We start from the raw sequence: 25,119 nt of genomic DNA, 5'->3' as shown, positions 1-25,119 counted from the left end.
CCCGTAAAATCCCCTTATGCTCCTGCCCAGCAAGGGAGATTCAATCATATGCGCCACGCGCTCACGGCCTTTCTGGCCGCTGTCAGCTTTTCGTCCATCGCCGCCGCCCAAACTCCGGTCGCCGCGCCCCCGCCGGCCCAGCCGTCCATGGTCCAGCCCACCCCCACGCCGCAGAGCGAACTGCCCGGCCTGATCGCTAGGGACATGGAGGGGCTGATGACCCTCTATCGCGACCTGCACGCCAATCCCGAACTTTCGCTGCAGGAGGTGAACACCGCCGCCAAGCTGGCCAAGCGCCTGAAAGCGATGAAGTTCGACGTGACCGAAAAGGTAGGCGGCACCGGCGTCGTCGCGGTTATGAAGAATGGCTCCGGCCCCGTCCTCCTCATCCGCGCCGACATGGATGGCCTGCCCGTGGTCGAGCAGACCGGCCTCGACTTCGCGTCAAAGGTGCGCACCAAGACGCCCGAGGGGGTCGAGACCGGCGTGATGCATGCCTGCGGCCATGACACCCACATGACCGCCTTCATCGAGACCGCCAAGCTGCTGTCCAGCCAGAAGGACAAGTGGAAGGGCACGCTGGTGATGATCCTCCAGCCGGCCGAGGAAGTGGGCAAGGGCGCCCGCGATATGCTGGAGGATGGGCTCTACACCCGCTTCCCGCGCCCGACCCATGCCATCGCCTTCCATGACGCCGCCAATCTCCAGGCCGGCATCGTCGGCTATACGCCGGGCTATGCCCTCGCCAATGTCGACAGCGTCGATATCGTGGTGAAGGGGCTGGGCGGCCATGGCGCCTATCCGCAGACGACCCGCGACCCGATCGTGCTGGGTTCGCGCATCGTCACCTCGCTGCAGACCCTGGTCAGCCGCGAACAGGATCCGCAGGATCCCGCCGTCGTCACCGTCGGCAGCTTCCAGGCCGGAGCCAAGCACAATATCATTCCCGATCAGGCGCTGCTGCTGTTGACCGTGCGCAGCTATTCGGACGAGACCCGCGCCAAGCTGATCAAGGGGATCGAGCGGATCGCCCGTGGCGAGGCGATTGCGGCGGGCGTGCCCGACGACAAGATGCCGGTCGTCAGCGTCAAGGACGAGTTCACGCCGTCGACCTACAACCCGCCCGAATTTGCCGAACAGATGGGCGCGCTGCTCAAGGGCCATTTCGCCGAGGGCCGCGTGGTCAAGACCCCGGCGGTGATGGGCGGCGAGGATTTCGGCCGCTTCTACCGCGCCGACAAGTCGATCAACAGCTTCATCTTCTGGGTCGGCGGCGTGCCGGCGGACAAGATGGCAGCGGCCGAGGCCGGCCAGATCGCCCTGCCCTCGCTGCACAGCCCGTTCTGGGCGCCGGAGGCCGACAAGGTGATCGCCACCGCCAGCGAAGCGATGACCGTCCTCGCCATGGATATCCTGAAGAAGGATTGAGCTTATACGCTGACCGCGCAGCGGCGCCGATGGATGTCCATCAGCGCCAGCGCGGTCAGCGCCACGCCCAGCCCCAGGATCATGTCGATCAGATAATGGGTGCCCTCCACCGGCGTGGACAGCAGCATCGCCGCGTTCAGCGCGACGATCGGCCAGCGCAGCGCCGCGATCCGCCATCCCGCCGCGATATACAGCACCGCCGCCGCGGTATGGAAGCTGGGCGCCGACACGATGCCGCGCAATTGGCCCAGGTCGATGGCATGGACCGCATGCGTCCGCAGCGCCGGGATCAACCCCTGCTGCCACAGCTCGCTTTCGGGCATGTAGCGGATCGGTTCGTGCCACAGATAGGAGAATGGCCCGACCGCCGGCATCAGGCTGAACAGGATCAGGGTGATGACCGCCGCCAGCCAGAAGGTGGCGATGAAGCGCCAGGCCCGTTCCTGTTCGCCCGCCCGCGCCATGCACCATAGCAGCAGGGCCGGCGTCACATAGATACTGCGATAGGCCGCCGTTTCCAGGAATTGGAGTGTCCGGTGCGATGCCGTCAGCCGATACCAATGGAGCCAGTCGAACCCCAGCGCTTCGTCAATGCGCTGCAACGCGGCGTCGGCATAGCCATGCGTCAGCGCCGCGACGGGATAGCTGGCCGCCGCGCCCATGACCGAGATCAGCGTGAACAGGCCGACATAGGTGGCAAATGGCGCCACCGTCCCGGCATGGCGCCAGCCGCTGCGCGGCAGGCCAAAGCGCAACACCAGCAACAGCGCCGCCGCCACGCCATAGGCGATGCTGCTCGGCTGCCAGAAGTCGATGCGCAGGTCAGCCATGTCCAGCAGCAGGGCGAGCAGCAGCATGCTCACACCCAGCGCCGCCAGAAAATGCCGCCGGATCGCCAGCGGGCGTGTGATGACCGGGATCTGGCGCGCCGTCTGCGCGGCAACAGGCTCAGCCAGGGGCCAGGAGGTTTCGATCGACGGCATCACGCATATGTCCGGGAAGAAAGGCGGAAAGGCCGCCCTTCCGCCTCCCGTGCTTAAGCTGCGATGAACCGTTGCATGGCCCCCCTGTCAGGGGCGCAACAGCCAGCCCGCGCCACCGCCCAGCGCGATGATCGCCGCCATGCTCCACCGTCCCTTGATCCGCCAGGCACAGAGCGCGCCGAGCAGCAGGATCAGGCCGGCGGCCCAGAGCCGGTCCGCCCGCATCGCCGCCGCCCAGCCCAGTTGCACCAGCGTCGCCGCGATCACCCCGACCACGGCCGCCGCCACCCCTGCCAGCAGATGGTGAAGCGCCGGATTTTCGACCAGCGCCTCCAGCCGCTCATAGAAGATCAGGGAGAAGGCGAAGGCCGGCAGGAACATGCCCGCCGTGATCGCCAGCGCGCCGCCCAGGCCGCCGGCCATATAGCCGGCAAAGGTCGCGAAGATCACCAGCGGCGCCGGCAATATCCCGGCCAGCGCCACCCCGTCGAGGAACAGCCCATCCGACAGCCAGCCGCGCCCGACCGTATCGCCGCGCACATAGGGAATGGCGGTATAGGCGCCGCCAAAGGTCAGCAGTCCGCCCTTCAGCCCGGCGATGAACAACAGCAGCATGTCGGGCCGCGCCGCCGCCCTGACCACCGGGGTCGGCGCGACCGTCACCGCCCCTTGATGCAGCGCCCACGCCAGCGCCGCCGCAACGAGCAGCACAATGCCGATCAATATGGGCCGCGCCCGAAAGCCATAGACCAGCCCCGCCGCCAGCAGCGGAATCCAGAAGGGCGTGCCCAGCAAAGTCGCGGCAAAGGCGCCGATCGCCAGCGCCCAGAGCAGGCGGTCCTCCAGCACATGGCCGCCGATCCGCTGCACCGCGCGCGCGATGATCGCCAGCACCACCAGCTGAATGCCGAACAGCACCGGCAGCGCCCAGCCCGCACCGGCAATCCAGTCGCGATAGAGCCAGGCGGTGACCAGCATCAGCAGCAGACCGGGCAGCATGAAGCCCAGCCCCGCCAGCAGCCCGCCGATCCGCCCGCGCGCCATCATCCCCATATGGACGCATAGTTCATGGGCTTCGGGGCCGGGCAATATCTGCATTACCGCCAGCAAGCGGTTGAAGCGCGGCCCGGACAGCCAGCGTTCCTCCTCGACCAGGGTCTGGCGCAACATCGCGATCTGCGCGACCGGGCCGCCAAAGGCCAGGCAGCCAAAGCGCAGGAATTTGAGGAATAGCGGGAAAAGGCGGATCGGCGGCGGACCATCATCCAGTGTCGTCATCGTCATCGGCTCCTGCCGCAGGCGCGGCGCATGGAGCGGAACTTGGACGATCATCGCCTGAACGGGCGCCCGCATGGCCCGTTGGCGCTCATCATAGCATCGCGCGCCGCGAAGAAAAGAGATCGCGCAACAGGATGGAGCGGCCGTTCAGCCGCCCCATCCTGAACTCCCGATCAGGCGCCGAAGCCGCCGTCGATCGTGTGCATGGCGCCGGTGATGATGCCCGCCTCCGGCCCCGCCAGATAGGCGGCCAGCCCGGCGATTTCCTCGCCCGTGGCATGGCGCTTGATCGCCATGAAGCCGTGCATGGTGGCGCTCATCGGGCCATCGGCCGGGTTCATGTCGGTATTGGTCGGACCGGGCTGGATGATGTTGACGGTGATGCCGCGCGCGCCGAAGTCGCGGGCCAGGCCACGGGCCATGCCCTGCAGCGCCGACTTGGTCAGCGCATAGGCCGCGCCACCCTCGAACGGCATGCGATCGCCATTGACCGAACCGATGACGATGATCCGTCCGCCATCGTTCATCTGCCGCGCCGCCTCGACCGCCGCATGATAGGGCGCACGGACATTGATATCGATCATCCGGTCGACCGCATCGGCGTCCAGCGTCAGCGGGTCGCCCAGCACCAGCGTGCCGGCATTGACGACCAGCACATCGAGCGCGCCCTCGCCCGCCACCACGTCGATCACCGCCTGGCGATCGGCGGCGTCGGAGCGGATGGCACGCGCGCCGACATCGGCGGCAAGCGCGGTGGCGGCATCCTGCGACCCAGCATAGGTGAAGGCGACATCCGCGCCGTCACCGGCGAAACGCCGCACGATCGCGGCACCGATACCCCGGCTGCCGCCGAGGACGAGGACTTTCTTGGCAGTGAAATCGGTCATGGGACAATTCCTTGCTAAATTTGTAATGGTCGCTATATAAATCATCGATCGCGCCCGTCAAGGATTTTTGTAATGACCATTAAAGAAAAAACCAAGAGCCGGGGCCGCCCGCGTTCCTTCGACGAGGACGCCGCCCTTTCTGCGGCGCAGGCGCTGTTTCATCAACATGGCTATGATGGTGTCGGCGTCGCCGCGCTGGCGCAGGCGATGGGGATCAATCCGCCCAGCCTCTATGCCGCTTTCGGTGACAAGGCGGCCCTGTTCGACCGGGTGCTGGCGCGCTACGCCCGCGATGCCCTGCCGGTGGACGATATCCTTGTGCCCGGCACGCCGCCGGCCGCCGCACTTACCGAATTGCTGCGCACCGCCGCGCGCATCTATGCCGCCAATCCGGCCGCGCCGGGCTGCATGGTGCTGGAGGCCGCACGCGGCGCGGACATGACGGCCGCCGCACAGGCGCGCTGCTGGAAGGACAGGAGCGTCGATCGGGTCCGGGACTATCTGGCCCCCGACCATCCCGAGCAGGCGCTGCCGGTCGCCGATTATATGGTGGCGGTCATGTCCGGCCTGTCGTCCGATGCCCGCGACGGCAAGGCGGTCGAGCGACTGCTCGCCATCGCCGACATGGCTGGCCTCGCGCTGGACACAGTTCTGGCCAAACCCTGACCTATTGCGGCCGATGTCCCTTGCGCCATTTGGTGAGCAGATGGCGCGCCAGCATCAGCGGCGGCATGCGCAGCCAATGGGACCGCACGAAGAAGGCGAAGACCAGTGCTTTGCGCGTCTCCTGCCCCCAACCATTGCGCGCCAGCAACCGCGCCCGCACCAGCCGGTCCCACAGGGTCAGCCGCCCGCCCGCGCCATAGATCGCCGCCGCCAGCCGCTGCGCCTGCCGCACATGGGGAAGTATCCCGTGCCGCGCCGCCCGCGCTTCTAACGCCTGGGGATCGACATCGGCCAGCAGTGTGTGAATATCCCACAGGTTGCGCAGGCCGCCCTGCAAATCGCCGTCCGCCAGCAGATGGGCCACCGCATGACAGACACGATCCTCCGCGCACAGCATATATAATCCATCGGTTATCAAAACCGCATCCGCCATCATCGCGGCCGCATCCGGCGTCGGCCGCGCGGTCAGCGGCAGCACGGTATGGTGCACGTCGATCATCCGGTCCCGCTCGGCGTGGATCATCGGCGGCAGCTCATGCATCCACTGCCGATAATAGGCATCGTCATAGGGGTCTTCCTTGACCCATTCCCAGCCGGCCGCGATCAGCGCATCGGCCGCCGCGTCGATCCGGTCGCGCGGCACCAATATGTCGAGATCGCCGATGAAGCGCCCCTGCCCCGCCGGCAGGCCAGCCGCCGCATAGGCCGTGCCTTTGAGCAGGATCACCGGCAGGCCGATCGGCGCCAGCGCCGCGCGCGCCCGGTCCGCCTCCCATATCGCCTGCCGCGCCTCGCGCGCCGCATCGGCCTTGGCATCCGTCAGGATCGGCCGCACCGCGTCGGGCACGGCCCGCCCCTCCAGCCGGAAGGCGAGCGTGCCGATCAGCCGCTCCGCCCGCGCCATCGCGATCAGGCTGTTCCAGCCGGCCGCATCCAGCCCCGCCACCGTTGCCGGATCGCGCAAGGCCGCGACCAGCAGCATCGCGCTCATGCGATTTCGCTCCACAGCCGGTCGACCATGGCGATCGCCGCCTCGCCCGAGGGGAAGTCGATCGCCCGCGCCGGCACCTGCGCCACGAAGCGCGTCAGCGCAGCAAAGGCCGGTTCGCCCAGCGCCACATAATTGGTCGATGCCTGGGTCAGGCGCATGAACACCTCGCCCTGCCCCACCGGCCGCTCCGCCGGTCCCGAACCGAAGCGGGGGAACAGCAGCAGCGCCGGCATCCCGCCCTCGCCCATCCGCGCCACGGCATCGGCGCGCGGCACCATATGGCGAATGTCGCCCTTGGCCGTCGCACCCAGCAGCGGCCCCATGCGCGCCGCCGGCACCTCGCCCGCGATCACCTCGATCGCCTTGTTCTTGAGCGACACCAGCCGGGGAAAGGGCAATATCGTCCCGCTGTCGAGATCCAGCAGCGCAAACTCATCCCCCATCAGCCGCCAGCCGCGCTCGCCCAGTTGCGCCGCCAGCGTCGACTTGCCCGATCCGGACTCGCCGGTCATCACCAGCACCCGCCCGTCCTTCTCGACGCTCGACGCGTGGAGCAGCAGATGTCGGCGCCAGCCCAGCGCCATCTGCAGGTTCATCCCCATTTCCGCTGCCAGCAGCCCATGGGCCAGGCTCATCGGCGCCGCGTCGGCCAGGCCATGGTCGCCGGTGATGAAGATGGACGGCCGCACCCAGCGCCGGACAGCGCTGGTCGGCTGCAATCGCACGGTAAAATCGGCGATCGCGCCATCGACATCGGGGTAATCGGCATAGAGGCGCTTCAACTGGTCGATCGGCTGCGCCCAGGCAGAACCGATGCGAAAGGTCGCCGGGCCGATGCGCAGGGTCAGGCTGTGCCTCATGCCTGGCGCACCAGCCCGATCCGGTCGAGATAGGCGAGATGCTGGCCAATCTCGCCCACCACATCGCCCTCGCCCAGATCGTAGAGCAGGGCCAGCCGATCGCGCAGCATCGTCGCGCTCACCGGCAGGCCGTCGGCCATGGCGTCCAATATCTCGGGCACCGGGCTGATCACCATATGGGTCTGGCACGACGGGCGATGATAGAGCAGGACGATATCATCCAGCGGCCGGACGATGATCGCCTCCGCCCCTTCGCGACGATAAACTTCTTCCCTGACCACGCGTCCGGCACCTCCATGGTTCCCCTCTTGCCCTAAAGCCAAAAGGGTAGCCAAGTGCCTAACGCATCAGGGAAAGGCCTGCAGCGCAACGCCGACCGGAAGCTCCCGCGCGCCGACCGTCATCAGCGCGCGCATATAGGTGTCGAGCGCCCGGTCGAGCCCATGTTCGCGCACTGCCTGCGCCAGCTGCTCGGGCGGAGCCGGATGGGCCAGCGCCCATTCGATCGCGCGGGCAAAGCCATCGACATGGCCGACCGGCACCGGCGGATGCTGGCCGGCGGCAGCCAGCAGCGGATGGATATTGCGGGTGCAATCGGTCGCCACCACGCCCGCGCCACAGCCCAGCGCCTCGATCATCGTGCCGGCCAATCCTTCCCAGCAGGACGGCTGCAACAGCAGGTCCGCCTCGGCAAACAGGCTGGCCATGCGGTGCGGGCAATCGACGAAGCCCAGAAACTCGACCTGGTCCGACAGGCCCAGCCGCACGCATTGCGCCTCCAGCTGCGCGCGCAGCGGCCCCTGCCCGACGATGCGCAGCCGCCAATCGCGATCCCGCAATTGCGCCAGCGCGGCGAGCGCGGTCGCCTGGTCCTTCTGCGGCGCCAGCCGCCCGACCATCAGCAATTGTGCCGGGCGCTGCGGGCAACAGACGACACCGCGATCGTTGCAGGCCTGCTCCATCAGCCGGGTGACGGTGGGACGCGGCATCAGCCGAACGTCGCGACCGCCAAGCGGCCCTTCCTCCGCCAGCAACTGCCGATCGGTCTCGCCCATGACGATGGTCATGCTGCAAGCCCTGGCAATCGCGCGAAACCGGGTCTTGCGCGCCCACGCGGACAGGCCCTGCTGCCCCGGCCGGACGATCGGGTTGGAAATGCGGCCGACCGCACGGGTCTGCGTGCCCACCGTTGCAGCCGCGACCAGCATGTTGCTCTGGTTGCCGGCCGAATAGACGACATCGGGCCGATGGCGCCGCACCATCGCGGCCAGCGGCAGGAATTGCGCGATCATCGACAGCCGCCGAACCCAGCGCGGCGCACAGACACGGCGAACCGTCAGGGCCGGGTCGATCATCCCGGCCAGCGGCCCGTCCAGATGCGCCAGCCACAATTCGACCCGCAGGCCGCGCCGATGGAGATGATTGGCAAGCTGGATCGCGACCCGGTCCAGCCCCCCGTCACCGGGGCGATAGAGATAGACGACCGCGAATGGAGAATGTGCCGCCACCTGGCGTGCATGGAACATGGTGTCGCCCTTGCGCTCGACGGAACTGTCGATGCTTCGACGCCGTCAACGCGGGCGACCCGTAATCGGTTCTTTCAGTTCGACGCAGCTTTGGGGCTTAGCGTGGCATTTGCAGCGATGCGAAACAGGTGAAGCCGCTCTGTCCCGACTGCAACCGACGAATATAGTTCAGATAGGCCTGATTCTGTTCATAGCTGGTGCCGGGCAGCGGCCGTCCACGCAGCGCCTGCTTGACCTGCTCACCGGTATAATTGCGCCCCGTCGCGGGAAAGGCGCCGGGGGTGCCGGCCGGCACCATCTGGCCGTTGGGCGCGATATAATTGCCCGAACGCGACGGATCAGGCACGGGAATGGTGCAGTTGAGGACCGAAGCGGCCGTATTCGCCAGCGCCGGCCTGATCGACACGATCGCCGACGCCGCGACAGCCCCGCCCATCAGCAACTGGCGCCGCGAAGGAACCGCCAGATCGGGCACGACGGCATCGTTCGTCGCCTTTTCAGGCTCCACGCTTTCCTGTCCGGGGATCAGCTCGCTCATGTCACAATGTTCCGCTATCGCGCTTGCCAAAGCGTAAATAATGGGCGCTATTCTCTCTAGCCATCGCAGCAAATGCGCGCAAAATCCAGCACGGTAACCATGAATCGACTGACTATTTCTCAGATTACGGCCTCGCTGGCCGTGCTTTTACTCGGCACGGGCGGTGCCCTGATTCTCGGCGGATCGCCGCTCGCCATCGCCCTGCCGGTGCTGGCGGGCCTGATCGTGCTGGTCATCACGGCGGAGGGCGTGCCCGTCGGCCGCGACATGCCGACGATCGCGCTCGATGCGCCCGACCTGTTCGCCCATCCCGATTTTCCCGGCCTGCTGGAAGCCATTTCCGATCCGCTGATGCTGGTCGAGCGGGGCCGGATCGTCCATGCCAACCAGGCCGCCAAACGCCTGCTCGGCAGCCATATCGAGGGGGAGGATGCGCGCATCGCCATCCGCCACCCCGCCGCCGCCGAACGGCTGGCCAGCGTTGCACCACTGGCCGAACCGGTCATGATCGAACTGGTGGGCCTGGGCACCCGCGAACAGCGCTGGCAGATGCGCATCGCTTCGGTGGGCGCAGTCGGCGACATGCGCCGCCTCGTCCATCTGGTCGACCATAGCGGCACCTATGCGGCCGAGCGGATGCGCGTCGATTTCGTCGCCAATGCCAGCCATGAACTGCGCACCCCGCTGGCCGGCATATTGGGCTTCATCGAGACGCTGGCCGACCCGGAACTGGGCAAGGACATCGAAACCCGCAAGCGCTTCCTCAAGATCATGGACGGCGAAGCGCGCCGGATGCAGCGGCTGATCGATGATCTCATCTCATTGAGCCGGATCGAGGCGGAGAAATATCGCCTGCCCGAAGCCGCGGTCGACCTGTCGGAACTGACCGCCGAAGTGGTCGGCGTGTTCCGCACCAGCAATGGCGATCGCGGCCGCGAGGTGGAAATGGAGATCACCCCCGGTCTGCCCGCGATCCAGGGCGACCGCGCCCAGCTGTCGCAGCTCATCCACAATCTCGTCGGCAATTCGGTCAAATATGGCCGCCCCGGTACGCCGATCCATGTCACCCTGGGTGAAGGGCCAAGCGGCATGGTACGCCTGTCGGTCGCGGACGAGGGCGAGGGCATCGGTCCCGATCACCTCCCCCGCCTGACCGAACGCTTCTATCGCGTCGATTCGGGACGCAGCCGGGCGATGGGCGGCACCGGCCTGGGCCTGGCCATCGTCAAACATATTGTCGAACGACATCGTGGCCGGCTGGATATTTCCAGCGTTCTTGGAAAGGGCACCAATGTCAGCATCTTGCTGCCCGGCGCCTCCGTGGATGGGGCCGTCCCCCGCGCCAAGGCGTAAGAAAATTTCACTCCGGGGACGCAATCCGGGTCCTATGTCATGAAAATGCAATCTGACTGTCACAAAGGCGCGATGGTCCGCGGCTAGGCGCCTCCTTGAGGGGCGCGACATTGCGAATCGCGGCCTGTTAGTTGGAGGTTTCCGTGAAGCAATTCGCCCTTTTCGCCGCGACCGCTGTGGCCGCTCTTTCGCTTGCCGGCTGCGGCGACCAGTCGGGCGGCGGCGCCAGCGCGACCCGTGACCAGATCCGCGCGGTCGGCTCCTCCACCGTCTATCCCTTCGCCACCGCGGTCGCCGAACTGTTCGTGCAGGGCAATCCCGGCATGAAGTCGCCGATCATCGAATCGACCGGCACCGGCGGTGGCATGAAGCTGTTCTGCGCCGGCGTCGGCGCCCAGCATCCCGACATTGCCGATGCCTCGCGCCGCATGAAGAAGGCCGAGTTCGAACAGTGCCAGAGCAATGGCGTGAAGGACATCGTCGAGATCCAGGTCGGCGTCGACGGCCTCGCCTTCGCCGAATCGAAGCAAGGCCCCGGCCTGAAGCTCACCCCCAAGATCGTCTATGAGGCGCTGGCCGCCAATCCCTATGGCAAGGGCCCGAACAAGGCCCAGACCTGGAAGGATGTCGACCCGAGCCTGCCCGCGATCGCCATCTCGGTATTCGGCCCGCCCTCGACCAGCGGCACCCGCGATTCGCTCGCCGAACTGATCCTGACCAAGGGTTGCGAGACCGACCCGGCAATGGAAGAACTCAAGAAGAAGAGCGAGGACGAGTTCAAGGCCACCTGCACCCGCATCCGCGAGGACGGCAAATATGTGGACTCGGGCGAGAATGACAATCTGATCGTCCAGAAGCTGGGCGCCAACCCGAACGCCGTCGGCGTCTTTGGCTACAGCTTCCTGGAAGAGAATAAGGACACGCTGAAGGATGTGCCGATCAACGGCATCGAAGCCAGCTACGAGACCGTTTCGACCGGCCAATATCCCGGCGCCCGCCCGCTCTACATCTATGTGAAGAAGGCGCATATGCAGGCGATCCGTGGCCTGCAGGGCTTCCTCGACACCTTCGCCGCCAACTGGAACCCCGACGGCGCGCTGACCAAGCGCGGCATGGTCGCGGCGCCGGAAGACGTGCGCAAGAAGAGCGCCGAAGTCGTCAAGTCGCTGACTGTCCTCGACGGTTCGCAGCTGAAGTAAGGGCATCATGACCGGTCCTGCAATCCTCCTGCTGCTGGCGGGCCTGGGCGCGATCGCCTGGGTCAGCGCCCGCGCCCGTGCGCTACGCCTTGCCGGCGTGGCGCGCGCCAGCGGTCGCCGCGACGCGGTACACAGCCTGCCCGGCTATCATGGCTGGTATGTCGCGCTGTGGACGCTGATCCCCGCCGGCATCTTCCTGGCGGTCTGGGCCAATGTCTCGCCCGGCCTCGTCACCCAGTCGGTCCTGGCCGACCCGGCGGCGCAGAGCCTGCCGATGGACGGCTTCTCGCGCTCCGCCATCCTCGGCGAGGCTCGGGCGATCGCCACCGGCGCGCAGGCCGGCGCCTTCAACCCGGCCGCCAACGCGCTGGTCGAACCCTATCGCACCGCGCTCAGCCATTATGGCATTGCCGGCGCGGTGCTGGCGCTGGTGCTCGCCTTTGCCGGCGGCGCCTATGCCTTCACCCGCGTCCGTCCGGACTTCCGTGCCCGCACGCGGGTCGAGCGACTGGTCATGGCAACGCTGCTGATCGCCTCGCTGATCGCGATCATCACCACGCTCGGCATCGTCGCCTCGCTCTTGTGGGAAAGCTTCCGCTTCTTCTCCATGGTGAACCCGATCGATTTCCTGTTCGGCACCAAATGGAGCCCGCAATCCGCCGCCATGGGCTATGGCAATGAGGATGCGTTCGGCGCGGTACCGCTCTTCTGGGGCACGATCTTCATCGGCGCGATCATCGCCATGATCGTCGCCATCCCGCTCGGACTGATGAGCGCCATCTACCTCACCCAATATGCCAGCCCGACGGTGCGCAAGTGGATGAAGCCCACGCTGGAGATGCTCGCGGGTGTGCCCACGGTCGTCTATGGCTATTTCGCCGCGCTCACCATTGCGCCGGCCCTGCGCGACTTTGCGGTGATGATCGGCATCCATGGCGCCTCTTCGGAAAGCGCGCTGGCCGCCGGCCTCGTCATGGGCGTGATGATCATCCCGTTCGTCTCCTCCATGGCCGATGACAGCATCGCCGCCGTGCCGCAGTCTATGCGCGACGGCAGCCTGGCGATGGGCGCCACCACCAGCGAGACGATCAGCCGCGTGCTGATCCCGGCCGCCCTGCCCGGCGTCGTCGGCGGCGTGCTGCTCGCCGTCAGCCGCGCCATCGGCGAGACGATGATCGTGGTGATGGCCGCCGGTCTGGCTGCCAACCTCACCCTCAACCCCTTTGCCAGCGTGACCACGGTGACGACCCAGATCGTCCAGTTGCTGACCGGCGACCAGGAGTTTGACAGCGCCAAGACGCTTGCCGCCTTCGCGCTCGGTCTGGTCCTGTTCATCGTCACCCTGCTGCTCAACATCGTGGCCCTGCGGGTCGTGAAGAAATATCGCGAGGCTTACGAATAATGAGTGCTGCCAACTCTTCGGAGCGCCTCCCCACCGACTGGAAGTCGGACGCCATGCGCAAGCGCATTGCCCGGCGCTATGCCGCCGAGCGCCGCTTCAAGGCCGCCGGCATGGCCGCCGTGCTGCTCAGCGCCGCCTTCCTCGCCTTCCTGCTCTTCACCATGGTCGGCAATGGCATGCGCGGCTTCACCCGCACGGAAATCGCCCTCAAGGTCGATTTCCCGGCCTCGCCGCTGCTGCTCGATCCGGCCAACATCACCGATGAAGCGCTGGCCAACGCCAATCTGCCGATGGTGACCAGCACCGTCGCGCAGAAGGCATTGGGCAAGGATGCCGACGCGATGATCTCGCCCAGCGCCTGGACCAGCATCCGTGACGCGATCAAGGCCGATCCCAAGATTCTGGGTCGCATCGAAACGATCCATATTCCAGCGTCCACCGCGCTCGATCTTGCCGCCAAGAGCAAGGGCACGCCCGAGATGGAAGCCAATTATGGTTGGCTGCGTAGCGAAGGCAGCATTTCGACCGGCATCAACTGGGGCTTCCTGACCGCCAGCGACGGCACCGATCCGACACAGGTCGGCATCTGGGGCGCGTTCAAGGGGTCGCTGCTGACCATGTTGGTGACGCTGGTGCTCAGCTTCCCGATCGGCGTCGCCACGGCGCTCTATCTGGAGGAATATGCCCGCAAGAGCTGGTGGACCGACATCATCGAAGTGTCGATCAACAATCTGGCGGCAGTGCCCTCGATCATCTTCGGCCTGCTCGGCCTGTCGATCTTCCTCAATCTTCTGCACCTGCCCCGTTCGGCCGCGCTGGTCGGCGGCATGACCCTGGCGCTGATGACCATGCCGGTCATCGTCATCGCCGGCCGCAACGCGATCAAGTCGGTGCCGCCCAGCATCCGCGACGCCGCGCTCGGCATCGGCGCCTCGCCGGTCCAGGTCGTGTTCCAGCATGTGCTGCCGCTGGCCCTGCCCGGCATCCTCACCGGCACGATCATCGGCATGGCCCGCGCGCTCGGCGAAACCGCACCGCTGCTGATGATCGGCATGCGTGCCTTCATCGCCACGCCGCCCGGCGGCATTGTCGATCCGGCCACCGTGCTGCCGGTGCAGATTTTCCTCTGGTCCGACGAAGTCTCCAAGGGCTTTGTCGAAAAGACCTCGGCCGCCATCATCGTCCTGCTGGTCTTCCTGCTCGCTATGAACGGCCTCGCCATCTACCTGCGCAACAAGTTTGAAAAACGGTGGTAATCACACCCATGACCGAAGAACAGCAAAGCCTGGCCGTGGCCAATCCGAAGATGACGGCCCGTGACGTCAAGGTCTTCTATGGCGAGAAACAGGCCATCAAGGGCGTGTCGATCGATGTCGACATGGACCATGTCACCGCCTTCATCGGCCCGTCGGGCTGCGGCAAGTCGACCTTCCTGCGAACCCTCAACCGCATGAACGACACCGTCGCCTCGGCGCGGGTCGAAGGCACGATCACGCTCGACGGCGAAGATATCTACGCCCCCTCGATGGACGTGGTGCAGCTGCGCGCGCGGGTCGGCATGGTGTTCCAGAAGCCCAATCCCTTCCCCAAGTCGATCTATGAAAATATCGCCTATGGCCCCCGCATCCACGGCCTCGCCGCGGGCAAGGCGGACATGGACGTGATCGTCGAAAAGTCGCTGCGTCGCGCCGGCCTGTGGGACGAGGTCAAGGATCGCCTCAACGACAGCGGCACCGCCCTGTCAGGTGGTCAGCAGCAGCGTCTGTGCATCGGCCGCGCCATCGCGGTCGAACCCGAAGTCATCCTGATGGACGAACCCTGTTCGGCGCTCGACCCGATCGCCACCGCCAAGATCGAGGAACTGATCCACGAACTGCGCGGCCGCTATGGCATCGTCATCGTCACCCACAACATGCAGCAGGCCGCGCGCGTGTCGCAGCGCACCGCCTTCTTCCACCTGGGCGAACTGGTCGAATATGGCGTGACGAGCGACATCTTCACCAACCCGCGCCAGGAGCGGACCAAGGACTATATCACCGGGCGCTACGGCTAAGCCCGCGCGCTTTCGAGCCAGATGCTTGCATCTGGCGGCTTGGAAAGCGCGTCACTTGAGATTCCGGCATCGATCCCTGCAGGATCGATGCCTGCGGAGAGAAGAAACATGGCTGAACATACGATCAAGGCATTTGACGAGGAAATCGACCGGCTGCGTGGCCTGATCGCCGAAATGGGCGGTCGCGCCGAAGCGGCGATCGAGAATGCGATGCTGGCGCTCCAGCGTCAGGACCAGCGTCTCGCCGCCGAAGTCGTCGCCGACGACAAGCGCATCGACGCGCTGGAAGCGGAAGTCGAAAAGCTGGTGGTGCAGATCATCGCCCTGCGCGCGCCGATGGCCAACGATCTGCGCGACGTGATCGCCGCACTGAAGATCGTCAGCGTGGTCGAACGGATCGGCGACTATGCCAAGAATATCGCCAAGCGCGTGCCGCTGATCGCCGCCAATCAGCATAAGCTGGAACCGGTGTCGCTGCTGCCCTCGATGGGCCAGGTCGCGGCCGAGATGGTGCATGACGTGCTCAACGCCTTCGCCGCGCGCGACGCCGAACTGGCGCTGGCGGTGGTGGAGCGCGACCAGGTGGTCGACGATTTCTACGACAGCGTATTCCGCACGCTGGTGACCTATATGGTCGAAAATCCCAAGACGATCAGCGAGTGCGCGCACCTGCTGTTCATCGCCAAGAATATCGAACGCATCGGCGACCATGCGACCAATGTCGCGGAGATGGTCTATTATGCCGCAACGGGCCAGACCCTGCCCGAACGCGAACGCGGCGGCACCCAGCAGCAGGAGAATTGAGGCATGGCGCGGGCGAAGATGCTGTTGGTGGAGGATGACGCGGCGCTCGCCGAACTGCTCATCTGGCATTTCAAGCGTGAGGATTTCGAGGTCGCCCATACCGTTGACGGCGAAGAAGCGCTGCTGATGGCGCAGGAAAACACGCCCGACATCGTGCTGCTCGACTGGATGGTCGAAAGCCTGTCGGGGATCGAGGTCTGCCGTCGCCTGCGCCGCATGAACGGCACCGCCAATGTGCCGATCATCATGCTGACCGCGCGCGGCGAGGAAGAGGATCGCGTCCGCGGCCTGGAAACCGGCGCCGACGACTATGTCACCAAGCCCTTCTCGCCCCGCGAGCTGGTCGCCCGCGTCGGCGCAGTGCTGCGCCGCGTTCGCCCGGCCCTGGCCGGCGAGACGTTGACCTTCGCCGATGTCGAGATGGACACGGTCGGCCACAAGGTTCGCCGTGGCGGCCAGGTCATCCCGCTCGGCCCCACCGAATTCCGCCTCCTGAAGCATTTCCTGGAGCATCCCGGCTGGGTCTTCTCGCGCGAACGTCTGCTCGACAGCGTCTGGGGCCAGGACAGCGACATCGAACTGCGCACCGTCGACGTCCATATCCGTCGCCTGCGCAAGGCGATCAATGTCGACGGTCGCCACGATATCATCCGCACCGTCCGCTCGGCCGGCTATGCGCTGGACACCGACGGCTTGAACTGAAAGGCGCGCGGCAGTGTGATCACCAGATCAGGCTGCCGCGGCTCTATCTCGCCTGAGAAGCCTGGTTCATGCCATTGCGTTGCATACGCTGAAAAACCAGGCCGATAATCGGCGCGCGCGCCAGCATAGCGCGTCGAATTGCGCCATCGAGACCGGCCAGACGCACACCATGCCTCCGACCTTCTGCCGAGCGGCTCAATTGCTTCAGGACGCTGACCTTGCTTTTCCCTTCGGTCATCCTGCGGAGATAGAAGGCCAGCCCTTCCGCATCGGCCGGCCGGCCAAGCATCGTTATGTAGGCCCAGCGCACGAAAATGTCGCCGTCAGCTTCCATGATCTGGTCAAGCGACGTTCAGGCAGCAACAGGGCAGACGGCTTCTTCTTTGACGAGCGACTCGGCATAGACTTCCTCCCTCAGGAGAAGCCTATGCCGATCGCCATCAGACTCAGGCCGCGCGGCGGGCCTTGTTCAGCTTCTTGAGCAGCATGTCGCGCTTCAGGCGCGACAGATGGTCGATGAACAGCACGCCTTCGAGATGGTCCATCTCATGCTGCAGACAGGTGGCGAGCAGCCCTTCCAGCTGTTCTTCATGGATGCGGCCGTCGCGGTCCATCCAGCTGGCGCGGATCACCGCCGGGCGCTCCACCTCGGCAAACTGGTCGGGCACCGACAGGCAGCCTTCGTTATAGACCGACTGCTCGTCCGATTCCTTCAGGATTTCCGGATTGATGAACACCATCGGCTTCTTGACCGGCGGCGCGCCTTCCTCATCCGATTCCGGTTCCTGCAAATCCATCACCAGGATGCGCTTGGGCACGCCCACCTGGATCGCGGCCAGGCCGATGCCCGGCGCGTCATACATGGTTTCGAACATGTCGTCGATCAGACGCTGCAGATCGTCGTCGATCGCCTCTACGGGAGTCGAGATGGTACGCAGGCGCGGATCGGGCGCCTCAAGGATCGGAAGAATGGCCATGGCCAAAACATAGGCGGAACGGGGGAAAATTTCAAGCGACACGGGCGCCGCCCCACGCGCCGCTTGCCGCCCCGCCCGGCGGGGTCTAGGCGAAGGGGCGTGACCGACGAAACCGCACAGCAGCGCCGCTACAAATCCTTCGAGGATACCCACCAGATGCTGATCGAGCTGGCGGTCGGGCTGATCGCCGATCGCGGCATCGATGCGCTGTCCCTGTCCGCCCTCGCCCGCGCCGCCGGGGTCAACCGCACCACCATCTATTATCATTTCACCGATCGTGACGCCCTGGTCGCGGCGGTGAAACTCTGGTCCTCGCAGCAGATCGTCGCCGCCTTCCGCCCGGAACTGCCGCGCCAGGCGCGGATCGATTATGTCACCCGCTTCGTGCTCGACAATCCCGCCATCATGTCCCTGTGGATCGAGGATTTCATCGCGCCCGGCGACATCCGCGCCAGCTATCCGCATTGGGACGCCCTGGTATCGGGCATCGGCACCAGCCTTGCCGTCGCCTTCCCCGACGAACCGATCGACGCTGAAGTCTATTGCGTGATGCTGCTCACCAGCGCGCTGATCGGCCCGCGCGTCTTTCGCCATCGCGTCGCCCCCGATCTCGACACCGAAGCCACCATCGCCCGCTTCCGCCAGGAACAGCAGCGGGTGTTGCGCCGGGACGGTATCGCCGACGACTGATACAATTTACAACAATAGTGTTGCAAATTCAGATTGACCCGCTCATGCTGTCGAAAAGACAGACAGCGGAGAGCGATGATGCACGGCGAACGGCCCGGCTTTCAGGGCATGAGCGACGACAGTCTGGCCTGGCTCGGCACCGCGCCGATCCCCGCCGCCCCCTATCATGATCCGGCCTGGTTCGACCTGGAACGGGAAGCGGTGTTCCGCCGCTCCTGGCTTCAACTCGGCCATGTCTGCGAACTGCCCGACAGCGGCAGCTTCATCCGCCGCGAGATCGAGGCACTCAATGTGTCGCTGCTGATCGTGCGCGGCCGCGATGGCGAGATTCGCGCCTTCCACAATGTCTGCACCCATCGCGGTACCCAGTTGGTCGAGGAGGAAAGCGGCAGGTGCGGCACCTTCTCCTGCCCCTATCATCGCTGGTCGTTCGGCACCGATGGGGCGCTGCTCGCCGCCCCCGATTTCGATCGTTTCTTCGTCGACAAGGCCGACTGCGCCCTGCCCCGCGTCGCGCTCGACATCTGCGGCGGGCTGATCTTCGTCCATCTCGGCACGCCGGACAAAGGCCTGCGCGACGATCTTGGCCCCTATGCGACCATGCTCGACGGCTTCCCCGCGGCGCAGGCCACCACCTTCTCCGAATATGTCTATGAGATCGACGCCAACTGGAAGCTGACCTACGACAATTTCCAGGAAAATTACCATCTCCGCTTCATCCATCCCCGCTCCGGGGCACCGGCGGTGGGCGAGGATAATCCGTTCGGCTATCCGGTGAAGATGGGCTTTCATGGCCCCCACCGCACCCAGACGATCTGGACCAATCCCGATCCCGCGCCCAAGCCGGTGCAGGCGCAATCCTTCGGCCGCGCCGCCCGCTTCGCCATGGCCGACGGCACCGCCGGCCCGCACAGCCGGGACTATCTCGCGCTCTTTCCCAATTTCTTCATCCTCGGATCGCCGGCCCAGCCCTTCTCCCACACCGTCTGGCCGATCGACGCCCGCCGCTCGCGCGGGGTCATCCGCCTCTACTGGAAGGGGAAGGATGACTGCGCCAGCCGCCGCTATGCCCGCGAATATGCGATGGCCAGCGCCCGCGATATCCATGCCGAGGATCGCGACGTGATCGAGGCGGGGCAGCGCGGCCTCAACAGCGGCGCGCTCAAACATATCCATTTCCAGGCGCAGGAGGCGCTTTGCCGCCACCTCTTCAACGCCGTCGACGAACGGGTGCAGGCCTATAGAGCAGAACGGGCCAGCGCTACGCCCCCGCCCGTCTCGCGGGCGGAGGCAATGGCATGACCACGCTCCTTCCCACTGGTTTCGAGGCACTCGCCCCCTTTGCCGATCGCTGGGCGATCGACGGATCGATCGCCCGTGCCGCCCGGCGCGGCGATGCCGACCCGGCCGACCGCGCCGCCTTCTTCGCGGCGGCCGCGCCCCTGCTCGACGCCGCCCTCACCCATCTCGACCGCTCCCCGATCGACGCCCTGCCGCCGGCCGAGCAGCGGCTGATGGACATGATGCTGACCCTTGCCCATGTTTCGCTGACCGAAGAGATATTGGGCGACCAGGAACCCGCCCACGCCCGTCAACGCCACCATATGCGCATCACCCGCAGCCCGGCCGGCGCCTGAAAGAGGCAAGCCCGATCGCGGCCGATTACAGACATCTGGGGCATATGGTCTCATGACACCGATGGGAATGGTCCGGCATCATCCTTTCAGGCTGCCGGTAGGACGCCATCGTGACACTGTGCCACGATGGAGAAGGCAACGGGGCGAGGTAGAAGCCGAGTGCTGGCCCCCGTTTCAGAGGCTGGCGGTCGAATGAGGCATTGCGGAGCGGTAGCGGAACGAGGTTCGAAACATCCGAAAGCAGGAGCCGCTTCCGCCGCCCCTCCGCTCGACTGCCCCATCAAGGGCACGTGCCTCTTTCCCCTTCCAAAATAGGATTTCGTCTGATCTATCCTTGTCGATGGAACAGTACGGCCCCAATCCGCCCGCGCCCGGCGCGATCCCGCCCCACAGCCTTCCTGTCGAGCCTGTCCGCTGGACGCCGGAACGGCAGAGGCTCTTTCTCACCAGTCTGCTGGCGACCGGCAATGTGACACAGGCCGCACGGGCGGCCGGCATGTCGCCCGCCAGCGCGCATCGCCTCCGCAAGCGACTGGTCGGCACGCCGTTCGATCGGACCTGGGCGCGCGCGCTTGCCCTCCATGCCCAGAGTCTGGCCGATCCCTTCACCGATCCGGCGGCGCGGGCCGTGACCACCCAGTCGCGTCGCTGATGCGTCACAGGCGCGCGACTGTGACCCTGGAGGCGCGCCGGCCTGACCCGACTGGCGCATGAGCGGCGCGTCACAGGCGCATGAGCGCCATTTTCGTCCGCTTTTGCGCCGTATGAACGGTATGAACTTCGCCAGGATGACCCGATGATGACCCTGATCCGGACCTCTCTCCATCCTTTTTGTCCCATAGCGGGGCAGGCGCGATCGGGTTGCGCAGGCGCCTTGGCCTTGGCCCGATATCGGCCTATCGTCCCGGCCATGCGCATCCTCTCGACCCTGCTGCTGGTGTCCGCAGCTATCACCGCGTCGGCCTTTGCCCAGAGCGCGCCGGCCCCGTTCACCCTTGCCGAAAATGGACGGGGCTTTGCCTCGCTCGCCGATGCGATCAGCGCGATCGGCGATGGCAAGGGCACGGTCATCGTCGCGCCGGGCACTTATCGCCAGTGCGCGGTGCAGAATGGCGGCGAGGTGACGATAAAGGCGGCAACGCCGGGCAGCGCGATCTTCGACGGGACGATCTGCGAAGGGAAAGCGGCTTTGGTGCTGCGTGGCCGCGCGACCATGGTCGATGGTCTGATCTTCCAGAATCTGCGTGTCCCCGACGGCAATGGGTCGGGCATCCGCCTGGAAAAGGGCAATTTGTCCGTCAGCAACAGCCTGTTCCGCAACAGCGAGCAGGGCATATTGAGCAATGAGGATCGCGGCGCCACGGTCATGATCGACAAGTCGACCTTCCGCCATCTGGGTCGTTGCGACCGCGATCTCGACTGCGCCCATGGCATCTATATCGGCCGGGTTGCGCGCCTCACCGTCACCCGTTCGCGCTTCGACCAGGGCGATGGCGGCCATTATCTCAAGAGCCGCGCGGCACAGGTCGATATCCGCGACAATAGTTTCGACGACAGCGGCGGCCATCTCACCAATTACATGATCGACCTCAGCAATGGGGCCAGCGGCCAGATCGTCGGCAACGACATGGTGCAGGGCAAGGACAAGGATAATTGGTCGGCCTTCATCACCGTCGCACCGGAAGGGCGCGAGAATGACAGCAGCGCCCTGGTGATCGAAGGGAACAAGGCCGGCTTCGTGCCGGGCCTGGCGCGCGGCTCGACCTTCGTCGCCAATTTCACCGACGATGTCGTCCGGATCGGCCAGAACCAGCTTGCCCCCAGCATGAAGATCAAGGACCGGCGCTGACTTTGCCGCGCTGATCTGTTAGGGAAGAGCGATGCGCACCACCTATGACAGCGCGACCGTCCGCCTCTATCATCTGGGCGACGACGGCGCGGCGATGACGATCCTGTATGGCCCCCTGAGCGAAGCCCTGCGCGTCGCCGAGCAACAGCCGCAGGAGGTGCAGGACGGCCTGTTCCTTGCCACCGACAATGATGTCGTCGCCTATCTCGACCTGATCGAAAGCTGACCCGCTTACGACATGCCGGCCCGCTGGCATTGGGTGGTCTGGCATGAAGCTGTCCGCCGCTTGCTGATCGGTTCGAGCCGCGTGCCAATATCGAGCGTAATCTGCGCCAGCGCAGGGGGGCGATCGGTCGGTAAATGCCGGCTGGCTGTCGCTTGGGTGTGGCCACCCTGCCGCTTCACCGGCGCGTTTCTGCCAAAATCGCCCGGAAATCGCGACGCACGACACTGTGAACTTTCGACTGTCGCCTCGTTCAAGACCTTGATCCTTTCGGGTCGAAGCGGCCTGAAAGGTGAATCAAGGTCGCCAATCGGGGAACGCCCCCTTCCCTTCCCCCGCTTCGATCCCCATAGAGATCAGCCATGACCGACCAGCCTGCGCAAGCCGCCATCGAGATCCGCGACCTGACCAAGGTCTATAAGGGCGGCAAGCGCGCGCTCGACGGGATCAACCTCACCATCCCGCGCGGCCAGATCTATGGCCTGCTCGGCCCCAATGGCGCGGGCAAGTCGACCACGATCAACATCCTCGCCGGCCTCGTCAACAAGACCAGCGGATCGGCGAGCATCTGGGGCTTCGACATCGACGCCAATCCGCGCAATGCCAAGAACAGCATCGGCATCGTGCCGCAGGAGATCGTGTTCGATCCCTTCTTCACCCCGTTCGAGACGCTGGAGAACCAGGCCGGCTATTATGGCGTGCCCAAGGACAGGCGCCGCTCGATGGAACTGCTGCGCGCGGTCCATCTGGAGGACAAGGCCAATGCCTATGCCCGCACCCTGTCGGGCGGCATGAAGCGCCGGCTGCTGGTGGCCAAGGCGATGGTCCATTCGCCGCCGATCCTGGTGCTGGACGAACCCACCGCCGGCGTCGACGTGCAACTGCGCCAGCAGCTCTGGGCCTATGTGAAGGAACTCAACGCCATGGGGGTGACGATCGTCCTCACCACCCATTATCTCGAAGAGGCCGAGGAGCTGTGCGACCGCATCGGCATCATCAACCATGGCCGGGTCATCACCGACAAGCCGACCCGCGAGCTGATCGCGATGGCGCAGGAAAAGGTGGTGCAGGTGACGGTCGACCGCGACATCGCCACGCCGCCCAGCGACCCCAGCTTCGAGAAGGTCGAACTGACCGACGAGCGCACCCTCACCATAACCTATATGAAGAACCGCGCCAATGCGGGCCAGGTGCTGAGCGCGGTGCAGGCCGGCGGCCTCGCAATCGTCGACGTGGTAACCCGCGACCCCGACCTGGAGGATGTCTTCCTCAACCTGACGGCGGCGGCGTGACCAAAAGTCTCCGTTCGGGCTGAGCTTGTCGAAGCCCACGCCTGAGCGTAGCGAAGGCAAAACCTCACTGCGTTCGGCTTGGCCCTTCGACTTCGCTCAGGGCGAACGGATATTGGGAAATAGAAGGCCAGTTCATGCCCACCATCACCCATGACGTCGTCATCATCGGTTCCGGCGCGGCCGGGCTGACAGCCGCCATCAACCTCGCGCAGGACCGCAAGGTGGTGGTGCTGGCCAAGGGGGCGCTGGATGGCGGGTCGACCAACTGGGCGCAGGGCGGCATTGCCGCGGTACTCGACGCGGGTGACAGTTTCGCGGCCCATGTCCATGACACGATGGTCGCGGGCGCCGGCCTCAACGATCAGGACACGGTCGAGTTTGTCGTCTCCGAAGCCCCCGCCGCGATCGAGCGGCTGGCGGCACTGGGCGTGCCCTTCAATCCCAATGAAGAGGGGGATGGCGACGAGTTCGGCGAACGCTGGCACCTGACCCGCGAGGGTGGCCACAGCCATCGCCGCATCGTTCATGTCGACGACGCCACCGGCCATGCCGTGCAGGTCGCGCTGCTCAAGGCCGCGCGCGCCAATCCCAACATCACCCTGGTGGAGGATATGGTCGCGGTCGACCTCATCACCTCGCGCCATGGCGAGCGCTATTCGGGCGACGGCCATGTCTGGGGCGTCTATGCCTTCAACAAGCAGACCGGCCATGTCGACGCCATCCTTGGCCGCGCGACCATCCTCTGCACCGGCGGCGCAGGCCGCACCTATCTCTTCTCCACCGCGCCGCGTGGCGCGACCGGCGACGGCATCGCCATGGCCTGGCGCGCGGGCTGCCGCGTGTCGAATATGGAGATGAACCAGTTCCACCCCACCTGCCTCTATAATCTGGAGGTCAAGAATTTCCTGATTACCGAGGCGGTGCGCGGCGAAGGCGGCCACCTGAAGCTCCCGCCCGGCGTGCCCGGCGGTGGCGAGCGCTTCATGCCCCGCTTCGACGCCCGCGCCGAACTGGCGCCGCGCGACGTGGTTGCCCGCGCTATCGACCATGAGATCAAGCGCCTCGGTCTCGACTATGTCCATCTCGACATCAGCCACAAGCCGCCCGAGTTCGTGAAGCAGCATTTCCCGACCATCTATGCCCGGCTGCTCGATCTCGACATCGACATCACCAAGGAACCAATCCCGGTCGTCCCGGCGCAGCATTATACCTGCGGCGGCGTCATCATCGACCTGGATGGCCGCACCGACCTGCCCGGCCTCTATGCCGCCGGCGAAGTGACCGAAAGCGGCCTGCACGGCGCCAATCGCCTCGCCTCCAACTCGCTGCTCGAATGTTTCGTCTTCGGCGAGGCTGCGGCCAAGCATATCCGCGCCCATTGGGACGAACTGCCCGCCCCGCCGCCGATCCGGCCGTGGGACGAAAGCCGCGTCACCAACAGCGACGAGGAAGTCATCGTCCAGCACAACTGGAAGGAAATCCGCCGCTTCATGTGGGACTATGTCGGCATCGTCCGCACCACCAAGCGGCTGGAGCGCGCCCAGCATCGCATCGACCTGCTGTCGAAGGAAGTCGATGAATATTACGGCAATTTCCGGGTCACGCCGGACCTGATCGAACTGCGCAACCTGCTGGAAGTCGCCCGGCTGGTGGTCCGCTCGGCGCTCCATCGCAAGGAAAGCCGGGGCCTCCACTACACGCTCGACTATCCCGAGACGCTGGCGCAAGCGGTCGACACGGTCCTGGCGCCCTGACCAAAAAAGAGGCGCGGCCGGGCAGCC

General features: G+C 65.7%; 27 protein-coding genes. 17 read left to right on the top strand and 10 right to left on the bottom strand.

What is annotated here, in order from left to right; all coding sequences use genetic code 11:
• Positions 1-48 precede the first annotated feature (48 nt).
• Positions 49-1,428: an amidohydrolase gene (locus N6H05_RS11110; protein WP_284113894.1), complete on the top strand. Its 1,380-nt coding sequence runs from the start codon at positions 49-51 to the stop codon at positions 1,426-1,428.
• 2 nt (positions 1,429-1,430) lie between these two features.
• On the opposite strand, the gene N6H05_RS11105 is transcribed toward N6H05_RS11110, so the two are convergent.
• The 3 genes from N6H05_RS11105 to bdcA all read right to left on the bottom strand — a co-directional run bounded on the left by N6H05_RS11105 (position 1,431) and on the right by bdcA (position 4,576).
• A complete protein-coding gene (locus tag N6H05_RS11105) occupies positions 1,431-2,411 on the bottom strand; it encodes a phosphatase PAP2 family protein (RefSeq protein WP_284113893.1) in 981 nt (326 codons plus the stop codon).
• An 87-nt stretch (positions 2,412-2,498) separates the two neighbouring features.
• Positions 2,499-3,764: a chromate efflux transporter gene (chrA, locus tag N6H05_RS11100; RefSeq protein ID WP_284113892.1), complete on the bottom strand. Its 1,266-nt coding sequence runs from the start codon at positions 3,762-3,764 to the stop codon at positions 2,499-2,501.
• 98 nt (positions 3,765-3,862) lie between these two features.
• The gene (gene bdcA, locus N6H05_RS11095; protein ID WP_037510644.1) at positions 3,863-4,576 is read right to left on the bottom strand and encodes an SDR family oxidoreductase; all 714 of its coding nucleotides are present in this window, start codon (positions 4,574-4,576) and stop codon (positions 3,863-3,865) included.
• Positions 4,577-4,648: 72 nt separating this feature from the next.
• On the opposite strand from bdcA, the gene N6H05_RS11090 reads away from it, so the two are divergent.
• Positions 4,649-5,242: a TetR/AcrR family transcriptional regulator gene (locus N6H05_RS11090; RefSeq protein ID WP_284113891.1), complete on the top strand. Its 594-nt coding sequence runs from the start codon at positions 4,649-4,651 to the stop codon at positions 5,240-5,242.
• Between the two features lies 1 nt (position 5,243).
• Here the strand turns inward: N6H05_RS11090 and N6H05_RS11085 are convergent, their stop codons facing one another.
• From N6H05_RS11085 to N6H05_RS11065, 5 genes are all read right to left on the bottom strand, one after another.
• Entirely contained in the window at positions 5,244-6,233 is a 990-nt protein-coding gene (locus N6H05_RS11085; protein WP_284113890.1) for a nucleotidyltransferase domain-containing protein, read from the bottom strand.
• Positions 6,230-7,093, bottom strand: a complete 864-nt coding sequence (locus N6H05_RS11080; RefSeq protein ID WP_284113889.1) for an HprK-related kinase A — start codon at positions 7,091-7,093, stop codon at positions 6,230-6,232. Before N6H05_RS11080 ends, N6H05_RS11085 begins: the two co-directional genes overlap by 4 nt.
• On the bottom strand, positions 7,090-7,374 hold the full coding sequence (locus tag N6H05_RS11075; RefSeq protein ID WP_284113888.1) for an HPr-rel-A system PqqD family peptide chaperone: 285 nt from the start codon (positions 7,372-7,374) through the stop codon (positions 7,090-7,092). The genes N6H05_RS11080 and N6H05_RS11075 overlap by 4 nt, the downstream gene beginning before the upstream one ends.
• Positions 7,375-7,440: 66 nt before the next feature.
• Positions 7,441-8,619, bottom strand: coding sequence for a glycosyltransferase (locus N6H05_RS11070; protein WP_284113887.1), 1,179 nt, complete (start codon positions 8,617-8,619; stop codon positions 7,441-7,443).
• A 97-nt stretch (positions 8,620-8,716) separates the two neighbouring features.
• Entirely contained in the window at positions 8,717-9,157 is a 441-nt protein-coding gene (locus N6H05_RS11065) for a hypothetical protein (RefSeq protein ID WP_284113886.1), read from the bottom strand.
• Positions 9,158-9,256: 99 nt separating this feature from the next.
• Between N6H05_RS11065 and N6H05_RS11060 the strand changes: the two genes are divergently transcribed.
• The 7 genes from N6H05_RS11060 (at position 9,257) to phoB (ending at position 16,670) form a co-directional block, all read left to right on the top strand.
• The gene (locus N6H05_RS11060; protein ID WP_284113885.1) at positions 9,257-10,510 is read left to right on the top strand and encodes an ATP-binding protein; all 1,254 of its coding nucleotides are present in this window, start codon (positions 9,257-9,259) and stop codon (positions 10,508-10,510) included.
• 143 nt (positions 10,511-10,653) lie between these two features.
• The gene (locus N6H05_RS11055) at positions 10,654-11,709 is read left to right on the top strand and encodes a substrate-binding domain-containing protein (protein ID WP_284113884.1); all 1,056 of its coding nucleotides are present in this window, start codon (positions 10,654-10,656) and stop codon (positions 11,707-11,709) included.
• 7 nt (positions 11,710-11,716) lie between these two features.
• Positions 11,717-13,111, top strand: coding sequence for a phosphate ABC transporter permease subunit PstC (gene pstC, locus N6H05_RS11050; protein ID WP_004210867.1), 1,395 nt, complete (start codon positions 11,717-11,719; stop codon positions 13,109-13,111).
• The gene (gene pstA, locus N6H05_RS11045; RefSeq protein ID WP_284113883.1) at positions 13,111-14,367 is read left to right on the top strand and encodes a phosphate ABC transporter permease PstA; all 1,257 of its coding nucleotides are present in this window, start codon (positions 13,111-13,113) and stop codon (positions 14,365-14,367) included. The genes pstC and pstA overlap by 1 nt, the downstream gene beginning before the upstream one ends.
• Positions 14,368-14,375: 8 nt before the next feature.
• Positions 14,376-15,164 (top strand): phosphate ABC transporter ATP-binding protein PstB, encoded by a 789-nt coding sequence (gene pstB, locus N6H05_RS11040; RefSeq protein ID WP_004210863.1) that lies wholly within the window; start codon positions 14,376-14,378, stop codon positions 15,162-15,164.
• A 108-nt stretch (positions 15,165-15,272) separates the two neighbouring features.
• On the top strand, positions 15,273-15,968 hold the full coding sequence (gene phoU / locus N6H05_RS11035) for a phosphate signaling complex protein PhoU (protein WP_004210862.1): 696 nt from the start codon (positions 15,273-15,275) through the stop codon (positions 15,966-15,968).
• 3 nt (positions 15,969-15,971) lie between these two features.
• Positions 15,972-16,670, top strand: a complete 699-nt coding sequence (gene phoB / locus N6H05_RS11030; RefSeq protein WP_004210860.1) for a phosphate regulon transcriptional regulator PhoB — start codon at positions 15,972-15,974, stop codon at positions 16,668-16,670.
• Between the two features lie 43 nt (positions 16,671-16,713).
• On the opposite strand, the gene N6H05_RS11025 is transcribed toward phoB, so the two are convergent.
• Both N6H05_RS11025 and def read right to left on the bottom strand, forming a co-directional pair.
• Positions 16,714-17,004, bottom strand: a complete 291-nt coding sequence (locus N6H05_RS11025; RefSeq protein ID WP_284113881.1) for a DUF4214 domain-containing protein — start codon at positions 17,002-17,004, stop codon at positions 16,714-16,716.
• Between the two features lie 112 nt (positions 17,005-17,116).
• Positions 17,117-17,647 (bottom strand): peptide deformylase, encoded by a 531-nt coding sequence (def, locus tag N6H05_RS11020; protein WP_004210855.1) that lies wholly within the window; start codon positions 17,645-17,647, stop codon positions 17,117-17,119.
• A 99-nt stretch (positions 17,648-17,746) separates the two neighbouring features.
• Between def and N6H05_RS11015 the strand changes: the two genes are divergently transcribed.
• From N6H05_RS11015 to nadB, 8 genes are all read left to right on the top strand, one after another.
• Complete coding sequence (locus tag N6H05_RS11015) at positions 17,747-18,337, top strand: TetR/AcrR family transcriptional regulator (protein ID WP_284113880.1); 591 nt, start codon at positions 17,747-17,749, stop codon at positions 18,335-18,337.
• Positions 18,338-18,445: 108 nt separating this feature from the next.
• Positions 18,446-19,639, top strand: a complete 1,194-nt coding sequence (locus tag N6H05_RS11010; protein ID WP_284113879.1) for an aromatic ring-hydroxylating oxygenase subunit alpha — start codon at positions 18,446-18,448, stop codon at positions 19,637-19,639.
• Entirely contained in the window at positions 19,636-19,974 is a 339-nt protein-coding gene (locus N6H05_RS11005) for a hypothetical protein (protein ID WP_284113878.1), read from the top strand. Before N6H05_RS11010 ends, N6H05_RS11005 begins: the two co-directional genes overlap by 4 nt.
• A gap of 340 nt (positions 19,975-20,314) precedes the next feature.
• A complete protein-coding gene (locus N6H05_RS11000; protein WP_284113877.1) occupies positions 20,315-20,626 on the top strand; it encodes a terminase small subunit in 312 nt (103 codons plus the stop codon).
• Positions 20,627-20,884: 258 nt separating this feature from the next.
• Positions 20,885-21,823 carry a right-handed parallel beta-helix repeat-containing protein gene (locus tag N6H05_RS10995; protein WP_284114211.1) on the top strand — a complete coding sequence of 313 codons (939 nt, stop codon included), beginning with the start codon at positions 20,885-20,887 and terminating at the stop codon, positions 21,821-21,823.
• Between the two features lie 31 nt (positions 21,824-21,854).
• Entirely contained in the window at positions 21,855-22,049 is a 195-nt protein-coding gene (locus N6H05_RS10990; RefSeq protein ID WP_004210651.1) for a hypothetical protein, read from the top strand.
• A gap of 359 nt (positions 22,050-22,408) precedes the next feature.
• Positions 22,409-23,338, top strand: coding sequence for an ABC transporter ATP-binding protein (locus N6H05_RS10985; protein ID WP_125997914.1), 930 nt, complete (start codon positions 22,409-22,411; stop codon positions 23,336-23,338).
• Positions 23,339-23,472: 134 nt separating this feature from the next.
• Positions 23,473-25,092 carry an L-aspartate oxidase gene (gene nadB / locus N6H05_RS10980; RefSeq protein ID WP_284113876.1) on the top strand — a complete coding sequence of 540 codons (1,620 nt, stop codon included), beginning with the start codon at positions 23,473-23,475 and terminating at the stop codon, positions 25,090-25,092.
• Positions 25,093-25,119: the final 27 nt, after the last annotated feature.

Origin of the sequence: Sphingobium sp. WTD-1 (assembly GCF_030128825.1) — a bacterium.
Taxonomy (GTDB): domain Bacteria; phylum Pseudomonadota; class Alphaproteobacteria; order Sphingomonadales; family Sphingomonadaceae; genus Sphingobium.
The sequence above is the reverse complement of the archived record's forward strand: the minus strand, read 5'-3'. Positions and strand labels throughout refer to the sequence as shown.

What these genes read in the sequence shown, in the direction of transcription:
- N6H05_RS11110 (WP_284113894.1), top strand. Translation starts at nt 49, where the DNA reads ATGCGCCACGCGCTCACGGCCTTTCTGGCCGCTGTCAGCTTTTCGTCC.
- N6H05_RS11105 (WP_284113893.1), bottom strand. Translation starts at nt 2,411, where the DNA reads ATGCCGTCGATCGAAACCTCCTGGCCCCTGGCTGAGCCTGTTGCCGCG.
- chrA (WP_284113892.1), bottom strand. Translation starts at nt 3,764, where the DNA reads ATGCGGGCGCCCGTTCAGGCGATGATCGTCCAAGTTCCGCTCCATGCG.
- bdcA (WP_037510644.1), bottom strand. Translation starts at nt 4,576, where the DNA reads ATGACCGATTTCACTGCCAAGAAAGTCCTCGTCCTCGGCGGCAGCCGG.
- N6H05_RS11090 (WP_284113891.1), top strand. Translation starts at nt 4,649, where the DNA reads ATGACCATTAAAGAAAAAACCAAGAGCCGGGGCCGCCCGCGTTCCTTC.
- N6H05_RS11085 (WP_284113890.1), bottom strand. Translation starts at nt 6,233, where the DNA reads ATGAGCGCGATGCTGCTGGTCGCGGCCTTGCGCGATCCGGCAACGGTG.
- N6H05_RS11080 (WP_284113889.1), bottom strand. Translation starts at nt 7,093, where the DNA reads ATGAGGCACAGCCTGACCCTGCGCATCGGCCCGGCGACCTTTCGCATC.
- N6H05_RS11070 (WP_284113887.1), bottom strand. Translation starts at nt 8,619, where the DNA reads ATGTTCCATGCACGCCAGGTGGCGGCACATTCTCCATTCGCGGTCGTC.
- N6H05_RS11065 (WP_284113886.1), bottom strand. Translation starts at nt 9,157, where the DNA reads ATGAGCGAGCTGATCCCCGGACAGGAAAGCGTGGAGCCTGAAAAGGCG.
- N6H05_RS11060 (WP_284113885.1), top strand. Translation starts at nt 9,257, where the DNA reads ATGAATCGACTGACTATTTCTCAGATTACGGCCTCGCTGGCCGTGCTT.
- pstC (WP_004210867.1), top strand. Translation starts at nt 11,717, where the DNA reads ATGACCGGTCCTGCAATCCTCCTGCTGCTGGCGGGCCTGGGCGCGATC.
- pstA (WP_284113883.1), top strand. Translation starts at nt 13,111, where the DNA reads ATGAGTGCTGCCAACTCTTCGGAGCGCCTCCCCACCGACTGGAAGTCG.
- pstB (WP_004210863.1), top strand. Translation starts at nt 14,376, where the DNA reads ATGACCGAAGAACAGCAAAGCCTGGCCGTGGCCAATCCGAAGATGACG.
- phoU (WP_004210862.1), top strand. Translation starts at nt 15,273, where the DNA reads ATGGCTGAACATACGATCAAGGCATTTGACGAGGAAATCGACCGGCTG.
- phoB (WP_004210860.1), top strand. Translation starts at nt 15,972, where the DNA reads ATGGCGCGGGCGAAGATGCTGTTGGTGGAGGATGACGCGGCGCTCGCC.
- N6H05_RS11025 (WP_284113881.1), bottom strand. Translation starts at nt 17,004, where the DNA reads ATGGAAGCTGACGGCGACATTTTCGTGCGCTGGGCCTACATAACGATG.
- def (WP_004210855.1), bottom strand. Translation starts at nt 17,647, where the DNA reads ATGGCCATTCTTCCGATCCTTGAGGCGCCCGATCCGCGCCTGCGTACC.
- N6H05_RS11010 (WP_284113879.1), top strand. Translation starts at nt 18,446, where the DNA reads ATGAGCGACGACAGTCTGGCCTGGCTCGGCACCGCGCCGATCCCCGCC.
- N6H05_RS11005 (WP_284113878.1), top strand. Translation starts at nt 19,636, where the DNA reads ATGACCACGCTCCTTCCCACTGGTTTCGAGGCACTCGCCCCCTTTGCC.
- N6H05_RS11000 (WP_284113877.1), top strand. Translation starts at nt 20,315, where the DNA reads ATGGAACAGTACGGCCCCAATCCGCCCGCGCCCGGCGCGATCCCGCCC.
- N6H05_RS10995 (WP_284114211.1), top strand. Translation starts at nt 20,885, where the DNA reads ATGCGCATCCTCTCGACCCTGCTGCTGGTGTCCGCAGCTATCACCGCG.
- N6H05_RS10990 (WP_004210651.1), top strand. Translation starts at nt 21,855, where the DNA reads ATGCGCACCACCTATGACAGCGCGACCGTCCGCCTCTATCATCTGGGC.
- N6H05_RS10985 (WP_125997914.1), top strand. Translation starts at nt 22,409, where the DNA reads ATGACCGACCAGCCTGCGCAAGCCGCCATCGAGATCCGCGACCTGACC.
- nadB (WP_284113876.1), top strand. Translation starts at nt 23,473, where the DNA reads ATGCCCACCATCACCCATGACGTCGTCATCATCGGTTCCGGCGCGGCC.